The 17,155-nt window shown below is 61.5% G+C and carries 12 protein-coding genes; 10 read left to right on the plus strand and 2 right to left on the minus strand.

Annotated features, from left to right (window positions below):
• From KJ554_12485 to KJ554_12530, 10 genes are all read left to right on the plus strand, one after another.
• On the plus strand, positions 1-370 hold a 370-nt coding region (locus KJ554_12485; protein ID MBU0743150.1), incomplete at its 5' end, for an esterase family protein.
• Positions 371-478: 108 nt separating this feature from the next.
• Positions 479-913: a DUF4920 domain-containing protein gene (locus KJ554_12490; protein ID MBU0743151.1), complete on the plus strand. Its 435-nt coding sequence runs from the start codon at positions 479-481 to the stop codon at positions 911-913.
• Positions 914-917: 4 nt separating this feature from the next.
• Positions 918-1,481, plus strand: coding sequence for a hypothetical protein (locus KJ554_12495; protein ID MBU0743152.1), 564 nt, complete (start codon positions 918-920; stop codon positions 1,479-1,481).
• A 121-nt stretch (positions 1,482-1,602) separates the two neighbouring features.
• A complete protein-coding gene (locus KJ554_12500) occupies positions 1,603-2,904 on the plus strand; it encodes a hypothetical protein (GenBank protein ID MBU0743153.1) in 1,302 nt (433 codons plus the stop codon).
• 112 nt (positions 2,905-3,016) lie between these two features.
• On the plus strand, positions 3,017-4,354 hold the full coding sequence (locus KJ554_12505; protein MBU0743154.1) for a saccharopine dehydrogenase NADP-binding domain-containing protein: 1,338 nt from the start codon (positions 3,017-3,019) through the stop codon (positions 4,352-4,354).
• On the plus strand, positions 4,354-5,895 hold the full coding sequence (locus KJ554_12510; protein MBU0743155.1) for an aldehyde dehydrogenase family protein: 1,542 nt from the start codon (positions 4,354-4,356) through the stop codon (positions 5,893-5,895). Before KJ554_12505 ends, KJ554_12510 begins: the two co-directional genes overlap by 1 nt.
• 240 nt (positions 5,896-6,135) lie before the next feature.
• Positions 6,136-6,987 carry an NAD(P)H-dependent oxidoreductase subunit E gene (locus tag KJ554_12515; GenBank protein MBU0743156.1) on the plus strand — a complete coding sequence of 284 codons (852 nt, stop codon included), beginning with the start codon at positions 6,136-6,138 and terminating at the stop codon, positions 6,985-6,987.
• A 105-nt stretch (positions 6,988-7,092) separates the two neighbouring features.
• Positions 7,093-10,206, plus strand: a complete 3,114-nt coding sequence (locus KJ554_12520; GenBank protein MBU0743157.1) for an FAD-dependent oxidoreductase — start codon at positions 7,093-7,095, stop codon at positions 10,204-10,206.
• Positions 10,203-10,883, plus strand: a complete 681-nt coding sequence (locus KJ554_12525; protein ID MBU0743158.1) for a (2Fe-2S)-binding protein — start codon at positions 10,203-10,205, stop codon at positions 10,881-10,883. The genes KJ554_12520 and KJ554_12525 overlap by 4 nt, the downstream gene beginning before the upstream one ends.
• Positions 10,884-10,935: 52 nt before the next feature.
• On the plus strand, positions 10,936-12,525 hold the full coding sequence (locus KJ554_12530) for an FMN-binding glutamate synthase family protein (GenBank protein MBU0743159.1): 1,590 nt from the start codon (positions 10,936-10,938) through the stop codon (positions 12,523-12,525).
• A gap of 78 nt (positions 12,526-12,603) precedes the next feature.
• Here KJ554_12530 and KJ554_12535 read toward each other — a convergent pair whose 3' ends face one another.
• Positions 12,604-15,360: a nucleotidyltransferase domain-containing protein gene (locus KJ554_12535; protein ID MBU0743160.1), complete on the minus strand. Its 2,757-nt coding sequence runs from the start codon at positions 15,358-15,360 to the stop codon at positions 12,604-12,606.
• Positions 15,361-15,363: 3 nt separating this feature from the next.
• Positions 15,364-16,701, minus strand: coding sequence for a Glu/Leu/Phe/Val dehydrogenase (locus KJ554_12540; protein MBU0743161.1), 1,338 nt, complete (start codon positions 16,699-16,701; stop codon positions 15,364-15,366).
• Between the last annotated feature and the right edge of the window lie 454 nt (positions 16,702-17,155).

The raw sequence follows: 17,155 nt of genomic DNA on the forward strand, positions 1-17,155 counted from the left end.
GCCCCTGCTGCTGGGCGCCAGCCTGGGCGCCCTGGCCGCCGCGGACCTCGCGCTCGGTCGTCCCGGCCTGTTCGGCGCCGTGGGCGCGCTCTCCGGCGCCTTCCTGAGCGGTCCCGACGACGATCCGCCCGACCCCTTCGCGGGCAGCGAGTGGCTGCTCGGCCGCCTGCGTGCCGGCGCGGGTCGCGACATCCGCTGGCATCTCGATTGCGGCACCCTCGAATGGCTGCTGCCCGGTCACCGCCGGCTGGAGCAGGCGCTGCTGGCGATGGGTCACGAGCATCAGTGTCTGACACGCAACGTCGGCCACAACTGGACGAACTGGCGCAATGCGCTCCCCGCCGCCCTGAAATTCCTGACCTGTTGCTGATTGTCGGGAACTCCCGCCGGCCGGCAGGGTTTTTCTTGCCCGATGTCCGGCACCGGAGCATCTTATTCCGATCCAGAACCAAGCACAACGCGCTCAAGGGAGAAACCAATGCGCCGCATTCTGACGACGATCGCACTGACATCGCTGCTGCTGGCCGGCACGGCCCTGGCCAAGGAGAAGGTCTACGGCAAGGGCGTCGGCGAGGGCGACATCACCAAGATCAGCACCATCCTGGCCGCTCCCGATGAGTTCGCGGGCAAGACCGTACGCGTGGAGGGGACCGCCGTCGGCGTCTGCACCCACCGCGGCTGCTGGGTGACCCTCGCGTCCGACCAGGAAGAGCAGACCATGCGGGTCAAGGTCGAGGACGGGGTGATCGTCTTTCCCAAGGAGATCATCGGCGAGCACGTGACGGTCGAGGGCGTCTTCACGATCAACAAGGTCGAGGCGAAGTGCGACGCCACCAAGCACGGGGAGCCCGAGGTGAAGTGCACGACCTTCTACGAGATCAAGGGCGCCGGCGCCACCGTGGACTGGAAATAGCTGCGTGAGCGCATTCCGCAAGGTATGCCTCTGGCTCCATCGCGAGCTCGGTTTCTTCGCCGTGGGGTTGACGCTCGTCTACGCCATCAGCGGCATCGCCGTGAACCACCTGCATCACTGGGACCCCAACCACGCCTCCTTCACGGAGGCGTGGTCCATCGAGTCGCCGGGGACGGGGGAGACCGCCGAAGTGGCGCCCCTGGTCCTCGCCCGGCTCGCCCTCGCGGAACCTGTCAAGGAGACCTGGCGGGCGGGGCGGGACCTGTTCCAGGTCTTCGTGGATGACGGCACGATCGACGTGAACCTCGCCACGGGCGAGGTTGTGCGTCACGGTCACACCAAGCGTCCGCTCTTCTTCGACGTGAACTTCATGCACCTGAACAAGGGACGGGCGCCATGGACCGGTATCGCCGACGCCTACGCCGGCGTCTTGATCGTGCTGGCGTTGACGGGCATCTTCCTGGTCAAGGGTCGCAAGGGCCTCGCCGGGCGCGGCGGTGTGCTGATGGGCCTGGGGCTCGTCCTGCCGCTGGTGTACGCGGTGGCCATGCGTCTGTCCCAGCCCTGACGCCGATATTGCGTTCCCGCGCATCCGGCGCGCCTTGACTCCCCCCCGGTACCCTTCTAGCTTTGTCCCCGCCAGTTGCCTCGCCTCACTTTGCCGGTCCTCGCCGTTCCGGAGGCGCAAAATGTCCGCTGTCATCGGCATTCGTCGCGAAGACAAGAACAAGTGGGAGCGGCGCGTTCCCCTGACGCCGGACGACGCGGCCGCCGTGCAGAAGGCACGCGGCCACCGCATCGTCGTGCAACCCTCGCCGATCCGCGTCTTTGCGGACGATACGTACCGCGACGCCGGACTCGAGGTCTCCGAGGCCGCGCTCGAGGCGGACATCCTGATCGGCGTCAAGGAGATCCCGCCGGAGCTGTACCGGCCGGGCAAGGTCTACGTGAACTTCTCCCACACCATCAAGGGGCAGCCCTACAACATGCCGCTGCTGCGGCGGTATCTGGAGCTGGGCTGCTCGCTGGTGGATTACGAGTGCATCGCCGACGACGAGGGGCGGCGCCTGATCTTCTTCAGTCTTCACGCCGGCTACGCCGGCATGATCGAATCGCTGCGCGCGCTGGGTCTGCGTCTGGCGTCGCGCGGCCTGGCGACACCCCTGCGCGACGTGAAGCCGGCCTACGAATACCACGACCTGGCAGACGCGCAGCGGCACTTGCGCGCCATCGGCGAGCGTCTCGCCGCCGACGGCGTTCCCGGCGCGGACGGTCCCCTGGTGATCGGCATCGCCGGTTACGGCAACGTGAGCCGCGGCGCCCAGCACATCCTAGGCTGGCTGCCGACGACGGAGATCGCGGTGGCCGACCTGCCGCGCGCCGCCGCGGCGGCCGACGGCAAACCCCTCGTCCATGTCGTCTTCAAGGAGCAGGACATGGCGCGCCAGCGGGGCGGCCGCGCTTTCGAACTCCAGGACTATTACGACCACCCGGAAAGCTACGAGGGCCGATTCGCGCAGCACCTGCCGCATCTCGACATGCTGGTCAACACCATCTTCTGGACCGAGCGCTACCCGCGCCTGGTCACGAAGGCCTGGGCGGAAGAGCAGTTCCGCGACGGCGGCAGGCCCCGCCTGCAGGTGATCGGCGACATCAGCATCGACATCGAGGGCAGCATCGAACTGAGTCTCAAGGCCACGTATCCCGACGAGCCCTGTTTCGTCTACGCGCCGCGCACGGGCGAGGCCATCGACGGCGTCGCGGGGGAGGGTATCGTGATCATGGCCGTGGACAACCTGCCCTGCGAGCTGCCGCGCGAGTCCTCGGAGCATTTCTCCGAAGTCCTCGCGGACATGGTCGGCGATCTGGGCGATGCCGACTGGAAAGCCGATTTCGCCGCCCTGGACCTGCCGTCCCACCTCAAGCGGGCGGTCATCGTGCACCGGGGGGAGTTGACCCCGTCCTACGGCTATCTCGAGGACCACCTGTGATCTGTCCGGTCCCGCGAAGCGGGGCCATGTCATGATGCGGGCTGGCCGGCAAGTCCCGCAGGGGATACCAACCGCGAATCGGGGACGGCTCCGGTTCCACAGGGAGTGAATGATGAAAGAGGTTCTGGTGCTCGGTGCGGGCCTGGTGAGCAGGCCCCTGGTCGTCTACCTGCTGGAGAAGGGTTACCGTCTGACCTGCGCCAGCCGCACCGTCAGCAAGGCGGAGGCGCTGGTCGCGGGCCACGACAACGGAACCGCCCTGCAGCTCGATCTGAAGGACGAAGCGCGTCTCGGCGAACTGATCGCCGCCGCCGACCTGGCCATCAGCCTCGTGCCCTACGAATTCCATCCCCTGGTGGCGCGTCTCTGCCTGGAGCACGGCAAGCACATGGTCACCACCAGCTACGTGTCGCCGCAGATGCGCGAGCTGGACGGCGCGGCCCGCGGCGCCGGCCTCACGTTCCTCAACGAGATCGGCGTCGACCCGGGCATCGATCACATGTCCGCCATGCGCATCATCGACGACGTGCGCGCCCGCGGCGGCAAGATCGTCTCCTTCCGGTCATACTGCGGCGGCCTGCCCGCTCCCGAGGACAACGACAATCCCTTCGGCTACAAGTTCAGCTGGGCGCCGCGCGGCGTGCTGATGGCGAGCCGCAACGGCGCCCGCTACCTGTCCGACGGTCGCATTGTGGAAGTGCCTCCCGAGCGCCTGTTCCGCGACATGCACATCCTGCAGGTCGAGGGCTTCGGCGATTTCGAGGCCTATCCCAACCGCGATTCGCTGGGCTACCTCGACGTCTACGGTCTGCAGGGCATCCGCACCCTGTTCCGCGGCACGCTGCGCAACATGGGCTGGTGCGACTGCCTGTACAACTTCCGCAGCGCAGGTCTGCTCGAGCTCGACGAACTCGCCCTGGGCGGCCGGAGCTACGCCGACGTGATGCGCGGCCATTTCGGGGCTTCCGGGAGCGGAGACCTGCGCGCCGCCGCCGCCGCACGCATGGGCGTGCCCGCGGAGTCCCTGCCGCCGCGCAATCTCGAATGGCTCGGCGCCTTCTCGGACCGGCAGGTGGCGCCGGGATGCAAGACCATGCTCGATGCCATGGGCGACCTGATGTACGACAAGCTGGCCTTCGCCAAGGGCGAGCGCGACATGATCGTGCTCTACCACGATTTCACGGCGGAGTACGCGGGCGGCAAGCGGGAGCGGACCACCTCGCGGCTGATCGACTTCGGCATCGAGAACGGCGATTCATCCATGTCGCGCACCGTGTCCCTGCCCGCCGCCATCGGCGTCCACATGATCCTGCAGGGCAAGATCACCGACCGGGGCGTGCTGGTTCCCGTCATGCCCGGCATCTACGAGCCGGTGCTCGACGAGCTGGCGACGATGTCGATCAAATGCGTGGAAGAAACCGAAACCTACCAATCCGGAGGAGAGAACTGATGGCCAGGACGACCAAGGCGGGGATCTTCAGGGCCCTCGGCCTCAGCAGGAACATGAAGGGTGTCAACGTCGGCGGCGAGTGGTTCGCCTCCAGCGGCGATCATCTCGAATCGCGCAATCCGACCACGGGCGAGGTGCTGGCGCGCGTGGAACAGGCGTCGGCCAAGGACTATGCCGGGATGATGAAGATCACCGGGGACGCCTTCACCGCCTGGCGAACGATGCCGGCGCCCGGGCGCGGCGAGATCGTGCGCCAGATCGGCGAGGCGCTGCGCGCGAAGAAGGACGAACTGGGCGCGCTGGTGTCCCTGGAGATGGGCAAGATCCTCACCGAGGGGCTGGGCGAGGTCCAGGAGATGATCGACATCTGCGACTTCGCCGTGGGGCTGAGCCGCAACCTGAGCGGACCGACCCTGCAGAGCGAGCGGCCCAAGCACCGCATGATGGAACAGTGGCATCCGCTGGGTCCGATCGGCGTCATCACCGCCTTCAACTTCCCGGTCGCGGTATGGGCCTGGAACATGGCTCTGGGTTGGGTCTGCGGCGACACCGGCGTGTGGAAGCCCTCGAGCAAGACCCCGCTGACGGCCATCGCCTGCCAGAACATCGCCAACGAGGTCCTCAGACGCAACGGCGTGCCGGCGGGCGTGAGCTGCGTGATCATCGGCCGCGGCTCGGTGATCGGCGAGAAGATGATCCAGGACAAGCGCCTGCCCCTGATCTCCGCGACCGGCTCGACGCGCATGGGCCTGCGGATCGGCGAGGCCGTCGGCGGGCGCCTGGGCAGGACGATCCTAGAACTGGGCGGCAACAACGCCCTGATCATCTCCGACAAGTGCGACCTGACCGGCGCCCTGGCCAGCGCCTTCTTCGGCGCCGTGGGCACCGCCGGCCAGCGCTGCACCTCCACGCGCCGACTGATCGTCCAGGAGAAGATCTTCGGCAAGTTCGTCAGGAAGCTGGTGGCCAACTACGAGAAGGTCCGCATCGGCGATCCCCTGGATCCCCGGACGCTCATGGGTCCCTTGATCGACGAGGGCGCCGTCGAAGACTACGAGAACGCGATCAGGGCCGCGCTGGAACAGGGTGGCAAGCTGATCTATGGCGGCAAGGTGTTGCGCCGACGGGGCTGCGCCCGCACCTTCGTGCAACCGACGATCATCGAGATCGCCAACAAGGCCAAGATCGTCCAGGCCGAGACCTTCGCCCCCATCGTCTACGTCATGAAGTACAAACGGATCGAACAGGCGATGCGCATGCACAACGACGTTCCCCAGGGGCTGTCGTCGGCGATCTACACCGACAGCGTGGCCGAAGCCGAGGCCTTCTACAGCAACGCCGGATCGGATTGCGGCATCGCCAACGTGAACATCGGCACCTCCGGGGCGGAGATCGGCGGCGCCTTCGGCGGCGAGAAGGAGACCGGCGGCGGACGCGAGTCGGGGTCGGACGCCTGGAAGGCGTACATGCGCCGTCAGACCAACACGGTCAACTGGGGCGGGGAGGTGCACCTGGCCCAGGGCGTGAAGTTCGAAGCCTGAGTCGAATGTCCGCCCTGCGAATCGCCGCGTTTCTTGTTGTGATCAATAGACGCGGCGACCGGTGGGAGGGGAGTACATTGCTGGATTCTTTGGTTTTCCGGGTATTTGGATTTTGACTCGTGGAAACGGGATACTACCTTTTTGACAACCGGGTTATGCAGATTTGCCCGAGGAAAAGTCGATAGGCCAGAGGCCTGAATACATAGGGTTCAGGGGATCCAATAGGAATAGAGGGTGGGCATGGATCTGGTTGAAATTGGCAGCATCGTCGAAAGGCACACAGGCAGGCACGGGAATCTCATCGCGATCCTTGAGGAGGTCCAGGCGAAGTACGGGTATCTGCCGGAAGAGGCACTCAGGGCTGTCGCCGAGAAGACGGGCCGTTCGCTGGTCGATGTCTACGGCGTGGCGACCTTTTACAACGCTTTCAGCCTGAAACCCAGGGGGAAACACGTCGTTTCGGCCTGTCTCGGAACGGCCTGCCATGTGCAGGGCGGTCCGAGGATCGTCGAGGCGATTTCCGCTCAGCTCGGCATCCGGCAGGGCGAGACGACGGATGATGAGGAATTCTCACTCGAGGTCGTCAACTGTCTTGGCGCCTGCGCCTTGGGGCCGGTGGTCGTCGTTGACGGTCATTATTTCTCGAAGGTCAAGACCTCACAGGTTGCAGGCATCCTGGCCGAGGCGCGCGATGGGTTCGGCCAAGTCGAGATCGAAACCGATCAGCGGATTTTCCCGGTGGAAGTTAGTTGCGCCAGGTGCAACCACAGCCTGATGGATCTACGGCAACCCGTCGACGGACATCCTTCGATCAGGGTGACGGTTGCTTTCAACAACAAGCACGGCTGGTTGTGCCTCTCCTGCCTGTACGGAAGCGACAAGGTCGAATCTGAATTCGAAATCCCCGTCGATACCGTCGTGGACATGTTCTGTCCTCACTGTCATGCCGAACTCATCGGTGGCGGCAAGTGCGGCGAGTGCGGCGAACAGATGGTTCCCATGATCGTCAGTGGTGGTGGCATCGTTCAGATCTGTACGCGGCGGGGCTGTAAAGGCCATATGCTTGATTTAAGCGGTTCCCCCTTGGATTAGACACTTCCACAGGATTCGTTGCGGAGGAGAATTCCTTAGATGAAAAAGCTTTCTACAATCGGGGAATTTGTCGAATTCCGAGCCCGCGTTTGCAGGGAGTCGGAAATGAAATACGATAAGCCGACGCTTGTCGTGTGCGCCGGGACCGGAGGCCAAGCCAGCGGTTCGAACGACGTGATGAGGATCATCAAGCGAAACATTCTGGATCGCGGTCTCCAGGAGAAAATCGGGCTCCGGGTCACCGGGTGCCAAGGGTACTGTGAGATGGACCCCTTCATTGTCGTTGAACCAGGAAGGCATCTCTACCCGAAACTGGCGATGGAGGATGTCCCGCGTATCATCGACTCGGCACTGGGCGGATACATCGAAGAAGATCTCATATTCAAAGATGTTCAGGAAAACAAGACATTTACCTCCCAGGACGAAATCCCCTTCTTCAAGAAGCAGCAGCGGACCATTCTCGGAAGCAACCAGAAACTAGATCCGATCAGGATGGTCAACTACATCGAACAAGGGGGCTATGCGGCCATCGCGAAAGTCCTGGTCGACGTGGATCCGGATTGGATCATTCTCGAGGTGAAGGAATCCGGATTACGCGGCCGCGGGGGGGCGGGCTTCCCGACCGGCATGAAGTGGGAACTAGCGCGTCGCGCTGGCCGGCAGGGACAGCAGAAGTACGTCGTCTGCAACGCCGACGAAGGTGATCCCGGCGCCTACATGGATCGCAGCATCCTCGAGGGCAACCCGCACGCGGTCATCGAAGGCATGCTCATAGCCGGCATCGCCATTGGGGCCACCCGGGGAATCATCTATGTACGCAGCGAGTATCCGCTCGCGATCAAGCACGCGAAGATCGCACTTCGCCAGGCGCGTGACATCGGCCTGCTGGGTGACGACAGTTTCAGAACCGGTATCAAATTCGATATCGAGATCGTGCGCGGCGCAGGCGCTTTCGTCTGTGGCGAGGAGACGGCCCTGATCAAGTCGATCGAGGGCTATGTCGGCGAACCCCGGCAGCGTCCGCCGTATCCTATCACAAAGGGAATCAACGGCAATCCCACCTGCATCAACAACGTCGAGACGCTGGCCAACATCCCGGTGATCATCGAGAAGGGCGCAGTCGAGTACGCCAAGGTCGGCGTGCCGGGCAACACCGGGACGAAGATCTTCTCCCTGGTTGGCAAGATCAGGAACACCGGCCTCGTGGAAGTCCCGCTCGGGATCAAGATCAGCGAAGTCGTCTACGACATCGGCGGCGGGCCGTCGGGCGAAGCGAAGATCAAGGCCGTGCAGACCGGCGGGCCCTCCGGCGGCTGCATCCCGGCCAGCATGTTCGATCTGTCCATCGACTATGACAGCTTGGTCAAGGCCGGTTCGATCATGGGCTCGGGCGGCATGATCGTCATGGACGAGAACACGTGCATGGTTGATGTTGCGAAGTACTTCATGAAGTTTCTCAAGGACGAGTCATGCGGCAAGTGCTATACCTGCCGCAAGGGAACGCAGCGGATGTACGAGATTCTAGACGACGTCTCGAAGGGCAACGCGACGCTCGCGGACCTGGACTTGCTCAAGGAACTTGCCCTGGTGGTCAAAGACACTACTATGTGCGGTCTCGGCCAGTCGGCGGCCAATCCGGTGCTCAGCACCCTGCGCTATTTCCGCAACGAGTACGAGCGGCATATCACGGACAAGCGGTGTGACGCCTTCGTCTGCAAGGATCTCGTCGGCGCGCCCTGCCAGTCGGCCTGCCCGCTCGGCACTGAGGCCTGGCGCTACGTCGCCCACATAGGGCGCGGCGAGTATGCCAAAGCCTACCAGGTGATTCGCGCACCCAATCCGTTCCCATCGGTCTGCGCCAGGGTCTGCAACCATCCCTGCGAGTCGAGGTGTCGGCTCGCGGCGACAGGAGACAGTCCCTTGGCCATCCGCGCGATGAAGCGCTTCGTGACCGACTCCATCGCCCCGGCAGTCTTCAAGCCCGTGCGGATGAAGTGGGACGGAAGCAAGACACCGCGGATCGCCGTGATCGGATCCGGACCTGCAGGCCTGACAGCGGCTCACTATCTGTCGTTGCGCGGCATGGAAGTAACAGTTTTCGAGTCCGAGAGCAAACCGGGCGGCATGCTCACGAGCACGATTCCGTCCTATCGTCTGCCGGCCGTCGTCATCGAGAAGGAAATCGATGCGCTGCTCGACGACAATATCACGTTGAAGTGTGACACCGCTCTCGGCAGGGACTTCACCGTGGAGAGCCTGCAGGCCGAGGGCTATGACTCGGTGCTGTTGGCCATCGGCGCGCACAAGAGCAAGCCGTTGCGGATGGAGAACGAGAATATCGACGGCGTGATGCCTTCGATCGAGTTCTTGAAAACCTTCAACCTGCGGGGCGAGCACCCAGTTAAGGGACGGGTTGGCGTCATCGGCGGTGGTAACTCCGCGCTGGACGCCGCCCGCGTGGCGCTTCGCTTCGAGGAAGTCGACAGCGTTACCATCCTCTACCGCCGGACCCGCGCCGAGATGCCGGCTTTCCCGGAGGAGATCGAGGCCGCTGATCAGGAAGGTATAGATATACAGCTCCTGGTTTCGCCCACGAAGGTGGTCGCGAAGGACGGAAAACTGGTTGCTCTGGAGTGCCTGCGAAACGAGTTGGGCGAGGCCGACGACAGTGGCCGGCGACGTCCGATTCCGATCAAGGGAAGCGAACACGAAGTAGAACTCGACACACTGATCATCGCGATCGGTGAAGATTCCGGTCTCAACACAATTCCGGACGCCTGTGGCGCCGGGGTCGAAGTGACGCACTGGAACTCGGTGGTTTCCGATCCCGAGACCCTGCTCACGGGTCGTCCGGGTGTCTTTGCCGCAGGCGATCTCGTGACGGGGCCGAACACGGTGGTAGATGCCATCGCGGCGGGTAAGAAAGCGGCCGTGATGATCGAGCGCTATGTGCGTGGCACAGACCTTCACCAACCGATTGTCCACCGCAAATGCAATGTTTTCGTCCCGTCGCTCGAGAAAGCCGAAGGCGAAGAAACGCCGGTGGGACGGACTGAAGTGGTTCACGCGGATGCTGATGTGCGCAAGGTCAGCTTCGCGGAGGTCGAAGGGTGCTTCTCGGCCGCTGATGCTCAGCGCGAAGCGCGCCGGTGTCTACGGTGCGATCTGGAATTCACGCAACCGGTAGAGACAGTGGAGACTGGGAGGCAAGAAAGGTGATTAATCTGACCATTAACGGTTTGGCGGCGCAGGTCGAGGAAGGGATGACCCTACTCGATGCGGCCGGGTTTCTGGGATTCCCGATTCCGACTCTCTGCCATATGGAAGGGCTGAGTCCTTATGGTGCCTGCCGGCTGTGCGTCGTCGAGATCGGCGAAGGCCCGGCCGCAAGACTTGTTTCATCCTGCACCTATCCGGTTCAGGAAGGACTGAAGGTGCGCACTGCTTCGGCGCGGGTCGTCAAGGCGCGCAAGATGGTCGTCGAATTGCATCTGGCCTCGTGCCCGCAGTCCAAGGTCATCCAGGATATCGCTTCGGCCCTCAATGTGCGGCAGCAGCGTTTCAAGCAGGAGCACGAGGATTGCATCCTCTGTGGCCTTTGTGTGCGGATGTGCAAGGAACAGATGGTCGCTTCTGCAATCGGCTTCCGTGGGCGAGGAGAGAACCGCTCGATCGGAACGCCCTTCGATGTTCCGTCGGATGTCTGCCGTCTGTGCGGCGGTTGTTCGTATGTCTGCCCAGCCTGTCAGTTGCGGTGCACCTTCGTCGATCCCGACAAGGCGATCTGCGGTGGCTGTGCCAATCTGAGCCCGCCCTGCGTTGAACTGGACAAATTCGACGACATGATGTGTTACATGAAGCCCTGTGTGGCTTGTGAGATCGAAAAGCAGGACTGACGGTCCTTGCACCGGTTTAAAAAAACCAAGGCATGCAAAGGAGCAGGATACAATGTCATCGCCACTCTCGAGAGTCAATTCCTCAGCCGCGACCCTGACCAAGAACCGGACGGAAGGTTCGGTCACCCCGGCGTCCGGAATGTGTGTTACGTGCGTGGATGGCTGTGTCGGTATGTGTGAGATCGGCAAGTCCGCGTACCGGGGCCACGAGGTGATCTATCCTCAGCCTTTCGGTGTCATTACGACGGCTTCCGAGAAGCAGTACCCCGTCGACTATTCGCACCTGAATATCATGGGAACCGCAGTCGGCGCGCAGGGTATCGAGGCCGACAGCGACAAGGCGATCTTCCCGAATGTCAATCTCGAAGTGCACTTCGGCAACGATAACGGCATCAAGTACCGTCTGCCTTGGATCATTCCCGGAATCGGCTCGACGAACATCGCCAAGAACAACTGGGAAGGCCTAGCGATCGGATCAGCCATCTCCGGCACCGGTCTGACCATCGGCGAGAACGTGGCTGGCATGGATCCCCAGGCGGTCATCAAGAACGGTCGGGTCGTCGATACGGTCGACCTGAAGCGGCGCGTCAAGCTCTACCAGGACTACCAGATCGACGGCTACGGCGCGATCATCGTCCAGGCGAATGTCGAGGATACCCGTCTCGGTGCGCAGGAGTACGCGATCGAGAAGCTCGGTGTCGAGTTCGTCGAGTTGAAGTGGGGACAGGGTGCCAAGAACATCGGCGGCGAGGTCAAGGTCAATGACCTCAAGAAGGCGCAGATGCTGCACGATCGCGGCTATGTCGTCCTGCCCGACCCCACCGATCCAGCTGTCATCAAGGCCTTCGAGCGGGGTTCCTTCCGTGAATTCGAGCGACACTCGCGCGTCGGCATGGTCGAGGAGGAAGCTTTCGCTAAGCGGGTCGAGGAACTGCGTGCCGCAGGCGCGAAGTACGTCTCGCTCAAGACCGGCGCCTACCGTCCCGTCGATCTGGCCCGGGCGATCGCGTGGTCGGTCAAGTACGGTATCGACTACCTGACGGTCGACGGGGCGGGCGGCGGTACGGGCATGAGCCCGTGGCGGATGATGAACGAGTGGGGCATCCCGCCCGTGGAACTGCACACGCTGTTGTACCGGTATGCCAAGCGTCTGCACGACAAGGGCGCGAAGGTTCCGGCGCTCGCGCTCGCCGGCGGATTCACTTTCGAAGATCAGATCTTCAAGGGTCTCGCTCTCGGCGCGCCCTTCGTCAAGCTGATCGGCATGGCTCGTTCGCCGATCGCCGCGGCCATGGTCGGCAAGACCATCGGCCGGACGATCGACGAGGGACAGATTCCGGTCTATGTTGAGCGCTTCGGCAACAGCAAGGATGAGATCTTCGTGACCTCCGCGCACCTGCGCGAGATGCTCGGCAACGACGCGTTCGAGAAACTACCCACCGGTGCCATCGGGCTCTACACCTACTATGAGCGTCTGGCTCAGGGTCTGCGCCAGTTGATGTGCGGGTCCAGGAAGTTCGGTCTCGGTTACATGACCCGTGACGACCTAGTTGCGCTCACGCCAGAGTCTGCCGCGATCACCGGCCTGCAGGGGATCATGGACATGGAGAAGGAGGCCGTGGACGGTATCTTGAACAGCTAGAGCCATCCTCGGCTCGCAGTGAAGAGAAGATAGAGCGAGAGCCGGAACGGCTCTCGCTCTCGCATATTAGAAAGCGGATCAGGAGAGAGATAGCGGCCTGGCCGCATTGACGGTCGCGCCGATCCTTGCTGCGACTCCAGTGCCGTCGGCGATGTCGGCATCACTCAGGTAAGTGATATCCAGCATTTTCTCGACGCGGAGTCCGATCTGGAGGAAGAGCATCTCTGACATGGCTAGACTCCAGCCATCGAACCAAAGGTCGAGGGACCGTCGCTGGTTTTCATCGCCCCTGAAATGGACGAGCAGGTTGATGTCGCTGGCCGGCCCGGCTGTTCCGGTCTTCACCGAACCGATCAGGTATACCGCCTCTACGCCAAAACGGGCCGAGTCCAGCTCACGAACCATACGTTCGGTCAAGCTGAACCGCCAGCGCCAGTGCTGGCAGGGTCCCTGCAATGTCGCCGTGGCGGTCTTCTGTATAGCATGATGGGTGATATAATCCGCGTCTGCCAGAACGGCGACAGCTCTGTCAATATCGGCATTCATGAAGATGTGCAGGTTTCGACCACCACTGACGGCGGCTACATCGATGACCCGGACACAGTCTTGAAGCTCTTGGTACTCCGGTAACAGGCTCGGTAGTATATTAACAGTGCCTGACAGGAAGGCGCTGTTGAAGGCAACGCCATCATCGTCCGGGTACAGGGGTAGATAAAGTATATCCGACTCGACGAGATCCTGGAAGAAGTGGGTGCCGAAGGAAAGGTCCGGAATATAGTTTCCCCGGCGGTGGGCAACTTCGATCAACATGGCTGTATTGTTGATGTCGGCGTAACTGACGTTCACGCCGAGCGTAATGTCACCGCGGCTGCCCCAGCGCCCCGGCCCGATCAGAATGAACCTGCGCCTGGGCAGGATTTTGTTGAGCCGACCGACTGCCTGTCCGACCCGTTTCATCTCCTCTACCGATGGCAACGTGCTGTAGGCGCCAGGGTCCACGTAGACGAGGTGTGTGATATTGGCGATCAAACCATTCGTCACGAAGCGTTGCGCCGAAAAAATCAGATCCTCGTCGGCAATGTTCCGGGGGATTTGTGCCGGTGCAGCGGAACCGGTCAGTACCTGTGGTCGACACTGCAACAAGTAGAAATTCTCGCCATCGTGGGCGAACTCGATCTCGACCGCTGTACCCAGGTAGTTCTGCAATGTTGTCAGCAGGGAATGGACCCGGGGTATGAAATCCGTATCGGTCAACAGGCCTGCCATGTCGGCGATAAGAGTGTCGGTCTCCGGGTTCATCATGAGTCGGGATTCCTTCCGGAGTGTCCCGTCCTTGAAGATGGAGAAGATCTTTTCGATCAAGGGGTAGTCCGAACCGGCCTCCTTCAGCACCTGGGTGAGCTGCACGGTTTCGAAGCGGTTGGTATTGAGATTGATCACATCGGCCCAGATCGGACAGTAGCGTAGTACCTCATCGGTCGTTGAGTTGGCTCGGAGATCGGGCTGAGTCAGAACGGCAACGATGGGGAAATCGTCTCCGATTCGATCGACCGCGCGGGTTCCCAGACCCGGCACTATCCGGACCAAGCCGTCCTCGCGCTGGATGCGCGGTGACCATCGGATCTCGTTCTGGCTAAAGGCCACCCCGGCGAAGGCAGGCAGCCACCAATGTCCGATCCTGGTACCGATGACTTCCTGGATCAGGATGCCCATCTCCTCGCTGAATTCCTGCAGTCCCCGCTCACGACGATATTCGATCGGGTCGGGTCCCAGAATCGAGGCCCAGACATCGGCCACGGCGTCGACTAAGGCGTCGAGTCGTTCCTGCTTGCTGCCAAGGTTGCCCAGGAATAGGCTCTTGTATTTGCCGGAGAAGGCTGAATCAGGGCGGTCCTCCAGCAGGCTGGAACTGCGGATGATGAGCGGTACTTCACCGAAGTAATCCAGTGCTCGGGACAGTCCGGTGATGACCTCCGCCGGGAAGGCACTGTTCTTGAATAGCTGGATCAGATTGGGATACTCATGCCTAATCTGCTCGATCTTCTTGAATTTCTGCTCCATGACATCGTCGAGATGGTTCAATACAACAAAATTCTGCATAGCGTCGGAAATTATATGCCACGTTCTGGGGGTCTTGACCCAGTTGTTGCCCTGTGCGTCGATGCTGGACTTCTCGAGGATCCAGCGGGCCATAAGCAGACCCGCCGCTTTTCCCCCTAGCTTGCCGTAACTGCCGCTGGGCATGATGATCCTGTCGACGAGTTCGATGAAATCTGTGATGCGGACGACTTCCTTGGCCATGTTGATGATTTCCAGCTGGTCGGTCAGGAAGCGCCGGACGAGTGAGACGCGCAGGCTTTGCAGTGTACTGAGGGCCAGGCCGCTGCGTCCTCGGAGCACATCATCGTAGAGTCGGATCGCATCGACGATTTCGGGCATGGAGGACCGTGGATCGCCGACAACGGCACTAAAAAAACTGGCCTTTTCTTCGGATATCCAATACAGGATCTGGGTCTTGATTTCCTCATCGTCGAGATGCTCGGCCGCCAGATCGAAAATGGCTCCCGACAGCAGGACGGCGCCCTTGCTGGAGATGCGCAATCCGGGGACATTAGAGTTGACCTGCCCGGCGGCGTCACGTTCGGTCTTGTCGATTATCGACAGCATCCGCTGGGCCTCCGCGATGCCGATCGAGCAGAGATAATTAAGCATCTTGCGGGAAATACGCGGGTATCGTTTCCCGCTTGAAACGCGTATATCGGCCAGCAGCGCCCGCCAATCCCGGACGGCGGCGGGGTCCTGTGCGGCTGGTGAATTCTCGTCCTGTCTGGCCATCGGTTACGACCAACCCCGGTCGCGGCAGGCCGCGGCCACACGATTGATGGCGATGACGTAAGCCGCGTCCCGCATGGATATCTTCTGCCGGCGGGAAAGATCGCTGATCGATTTGTAAGCCGATGTCATCTTGGAGTCGAGCTTGGTCAGTACATCATCTCTGGTCCAAAAATAGTTCATGTTGCATTGCACCTGTTCGAAGTAGCTGCACGTCACGCCGCCGGCATTGGCCAGGAAGTCAGGGATCACCAGGATTCCGCGTTCCTCCAGCACGGCGTCGGCATCCGGCGTCGTCGGGCCGTTGGCGCCTTCGGCGACCACCTTGACCTTTTTCGAGATTCGTGATGCGCCCTGCGCCGTGATCTGGTTCTCCAGGGCCGCCGGCAGGAGGATGTCCACTTCACGATCGATCCAGTCTTCGCCCGGCAGGATCTCGTAGCCGAGGTCTCTGGCCCGTGTACTGTCGATTCCGCCGAAACGATCGGTGTTCACGCGAAGCTCGTTCAGGTCGATACCGTTCGCCTTGAAAAACGCATAGGATGTCTGTTCCTTCTGGTTCCAACTCGAGACGCATACGGTCTTTCCACCCAGACTGTGGTACAGGTCGATGGCGTGTTGCGCAACGTTCCCGAATCCCTGAATACTGGCCGTAGTGGTCGCCGGATCGATTCCCAGTTCGCTCAGGGCCTCACGCAGGCAATAGACGATTCCGTAGCCGGTTGCCTCGGTCCGGCCTAGGGATCCTCCCATACCCACCGGCTTGCCGGTGATCATTCCGGGGTAGTGTCCACCGTGGATCAATTCGAACTCATCGAGCATCCAGATCATGTGCTGGGGGGTCGTCATCACGTCGGGAGCCGGGACATCGGTGAAGGGACCGATGTTCTTCGCCAATTGTCTCACCCATCCGCGGCAGATAGCTTCCTGTTCACGGGTGCTTAGGTTGTGAGGATCACAGATCACGCCGCCTTTGGCTCCACCAAGCGGTATGTCTGCCACGGCGCACTTCCAGGTCATCCACATGGAAAGGGCTCGCACCGTATCGATGGTCTCTAGGGGGTGGAAACGGACGCCACCCTTGCAGGGGCCACGGGCGTCGTTGTGCTGAACCCGGAAACCGCGGAATGTTTTAATCTTGCCGTCGTCCATCCGAACCGGAATGGTGAAATGATATTCACGCATGGGTGTACGTAGCAATTCGCGGGTGCCCACGTCCAGATCGATCAAACCCGCAACCTTGTCGAACTGCTTGCGGGCCATTTCGAAGGCGTTGAATGAACTGTCTGTGGCCACGGTTCCACTCCGATCTACAGTACCGAGAACACGGATATGCTTCTTCATTTCCACAATGAAGAACCATTTTGTCGCTGATCGAAAATATCAACTCAGACCATGTGACGCGCAAGCGATTACTGTTGCCTCCGCGGCCGGTAGCTGGCGCTTATTCGCGCAGTGCTGAGCGCTCGCTCCTCCTCACACATTTCCCCCTCCTCCCTATTGACCCCGCTCCGGAGTGTGTCAAAAAATTAGTTGAAAAAATTGAATCGGCCTCCAGCCTCTGGTAACTCTATGAGTGACTTAAAGTTAAAAAAACCAGAGAGAAGGAAGCCACCGATAGCTAGCCCGGATTATTCATGAATCTTAACTGACGAAAGGAGTCAATCCCATTCCTAGTTGAAACTCTCCACGGCCTCCCAACCTCATGCAGCAAGTTTACCTCCCTTGTCCGTCACGCGGATCTCCAGTCCTACCAGGATAGCCTGACGTAGCTTCGGCAGGTGCCGGTAGCCGCACA

This window comes from bacterium (assembly GCA_018814885.1).
In the GTDB taxonomy this organism is placed as follows: Bacteria; Krumholzibacteriota; Krumholzibacteriia; order LZORAL124-64-63; family LZORAL124-64-63; genus JAHIYU01.

Bases quoted from the DNA above. Each gene is read 5' to 3' on its own strand.
- KJ554_12505 (MBU0743154.1), top strand. From the start codon at position 3,017: ATGAAAGAGGTTCTGGTGCTCGGTGCGGGCCTGGTGAGCAGGCCCCTG.
- KJ554_12540 (MBU0743161.1), bottom strand. From the start codon at position 16,701: ATGAAGAAGCATATCCGTGTTCTCGGTACTGTAGATCGGAGTGGAACC.
- KJ554_12530 (MBU0743159.1), top strand. From the start codon at position 10,936: ATGTCATCGCCACTCTCGAGAGTCAATTCCTCAGCCGCGACCCTGACC.
- KJ554_12510 (MBU0743155.1), top strand. From the start codon at position 4,354: ATGGCCAGGACGACCAAGGCGGGGATCTTCAGGGCCCTCGGCCTCAGC.
- KJ554_12490 (MBU0743151.1), top strand. From the start codon at position 479: ATGCGCCGCATTCTGACGACGATCGCACTGACATCGCTGCTGCTGGCC.
- KJ554_12535 (MBU0743160.1), bottom strand. From the start codon at position 15,360: ATGGCCAGACAGGACGAGAATTCACCAGCCGCACAGGACCCCGCCGCC.
- KJ554_12515 (MBU0743156.1), top strand. From the start codon at position 6,136: ATGGATCTGGTTGAAATTGGCAGCATCGTCGAAAGGCACACAGGCAGG.
- KJ554_12520 (MBU0743157.1), top strand. From the start codon at position 7,093: ATGAAATACGATAAGCCGACGCTTGTCGTGTGCGCCGGGACCGGAGGC.
- KJ554_12500 (MBU0743153.1), top strand. From the start codon at position 1,603: ATGTCCGCTGTCATCGGCATTCGTCGCGAAGACAAGAACAAGTGGGAG.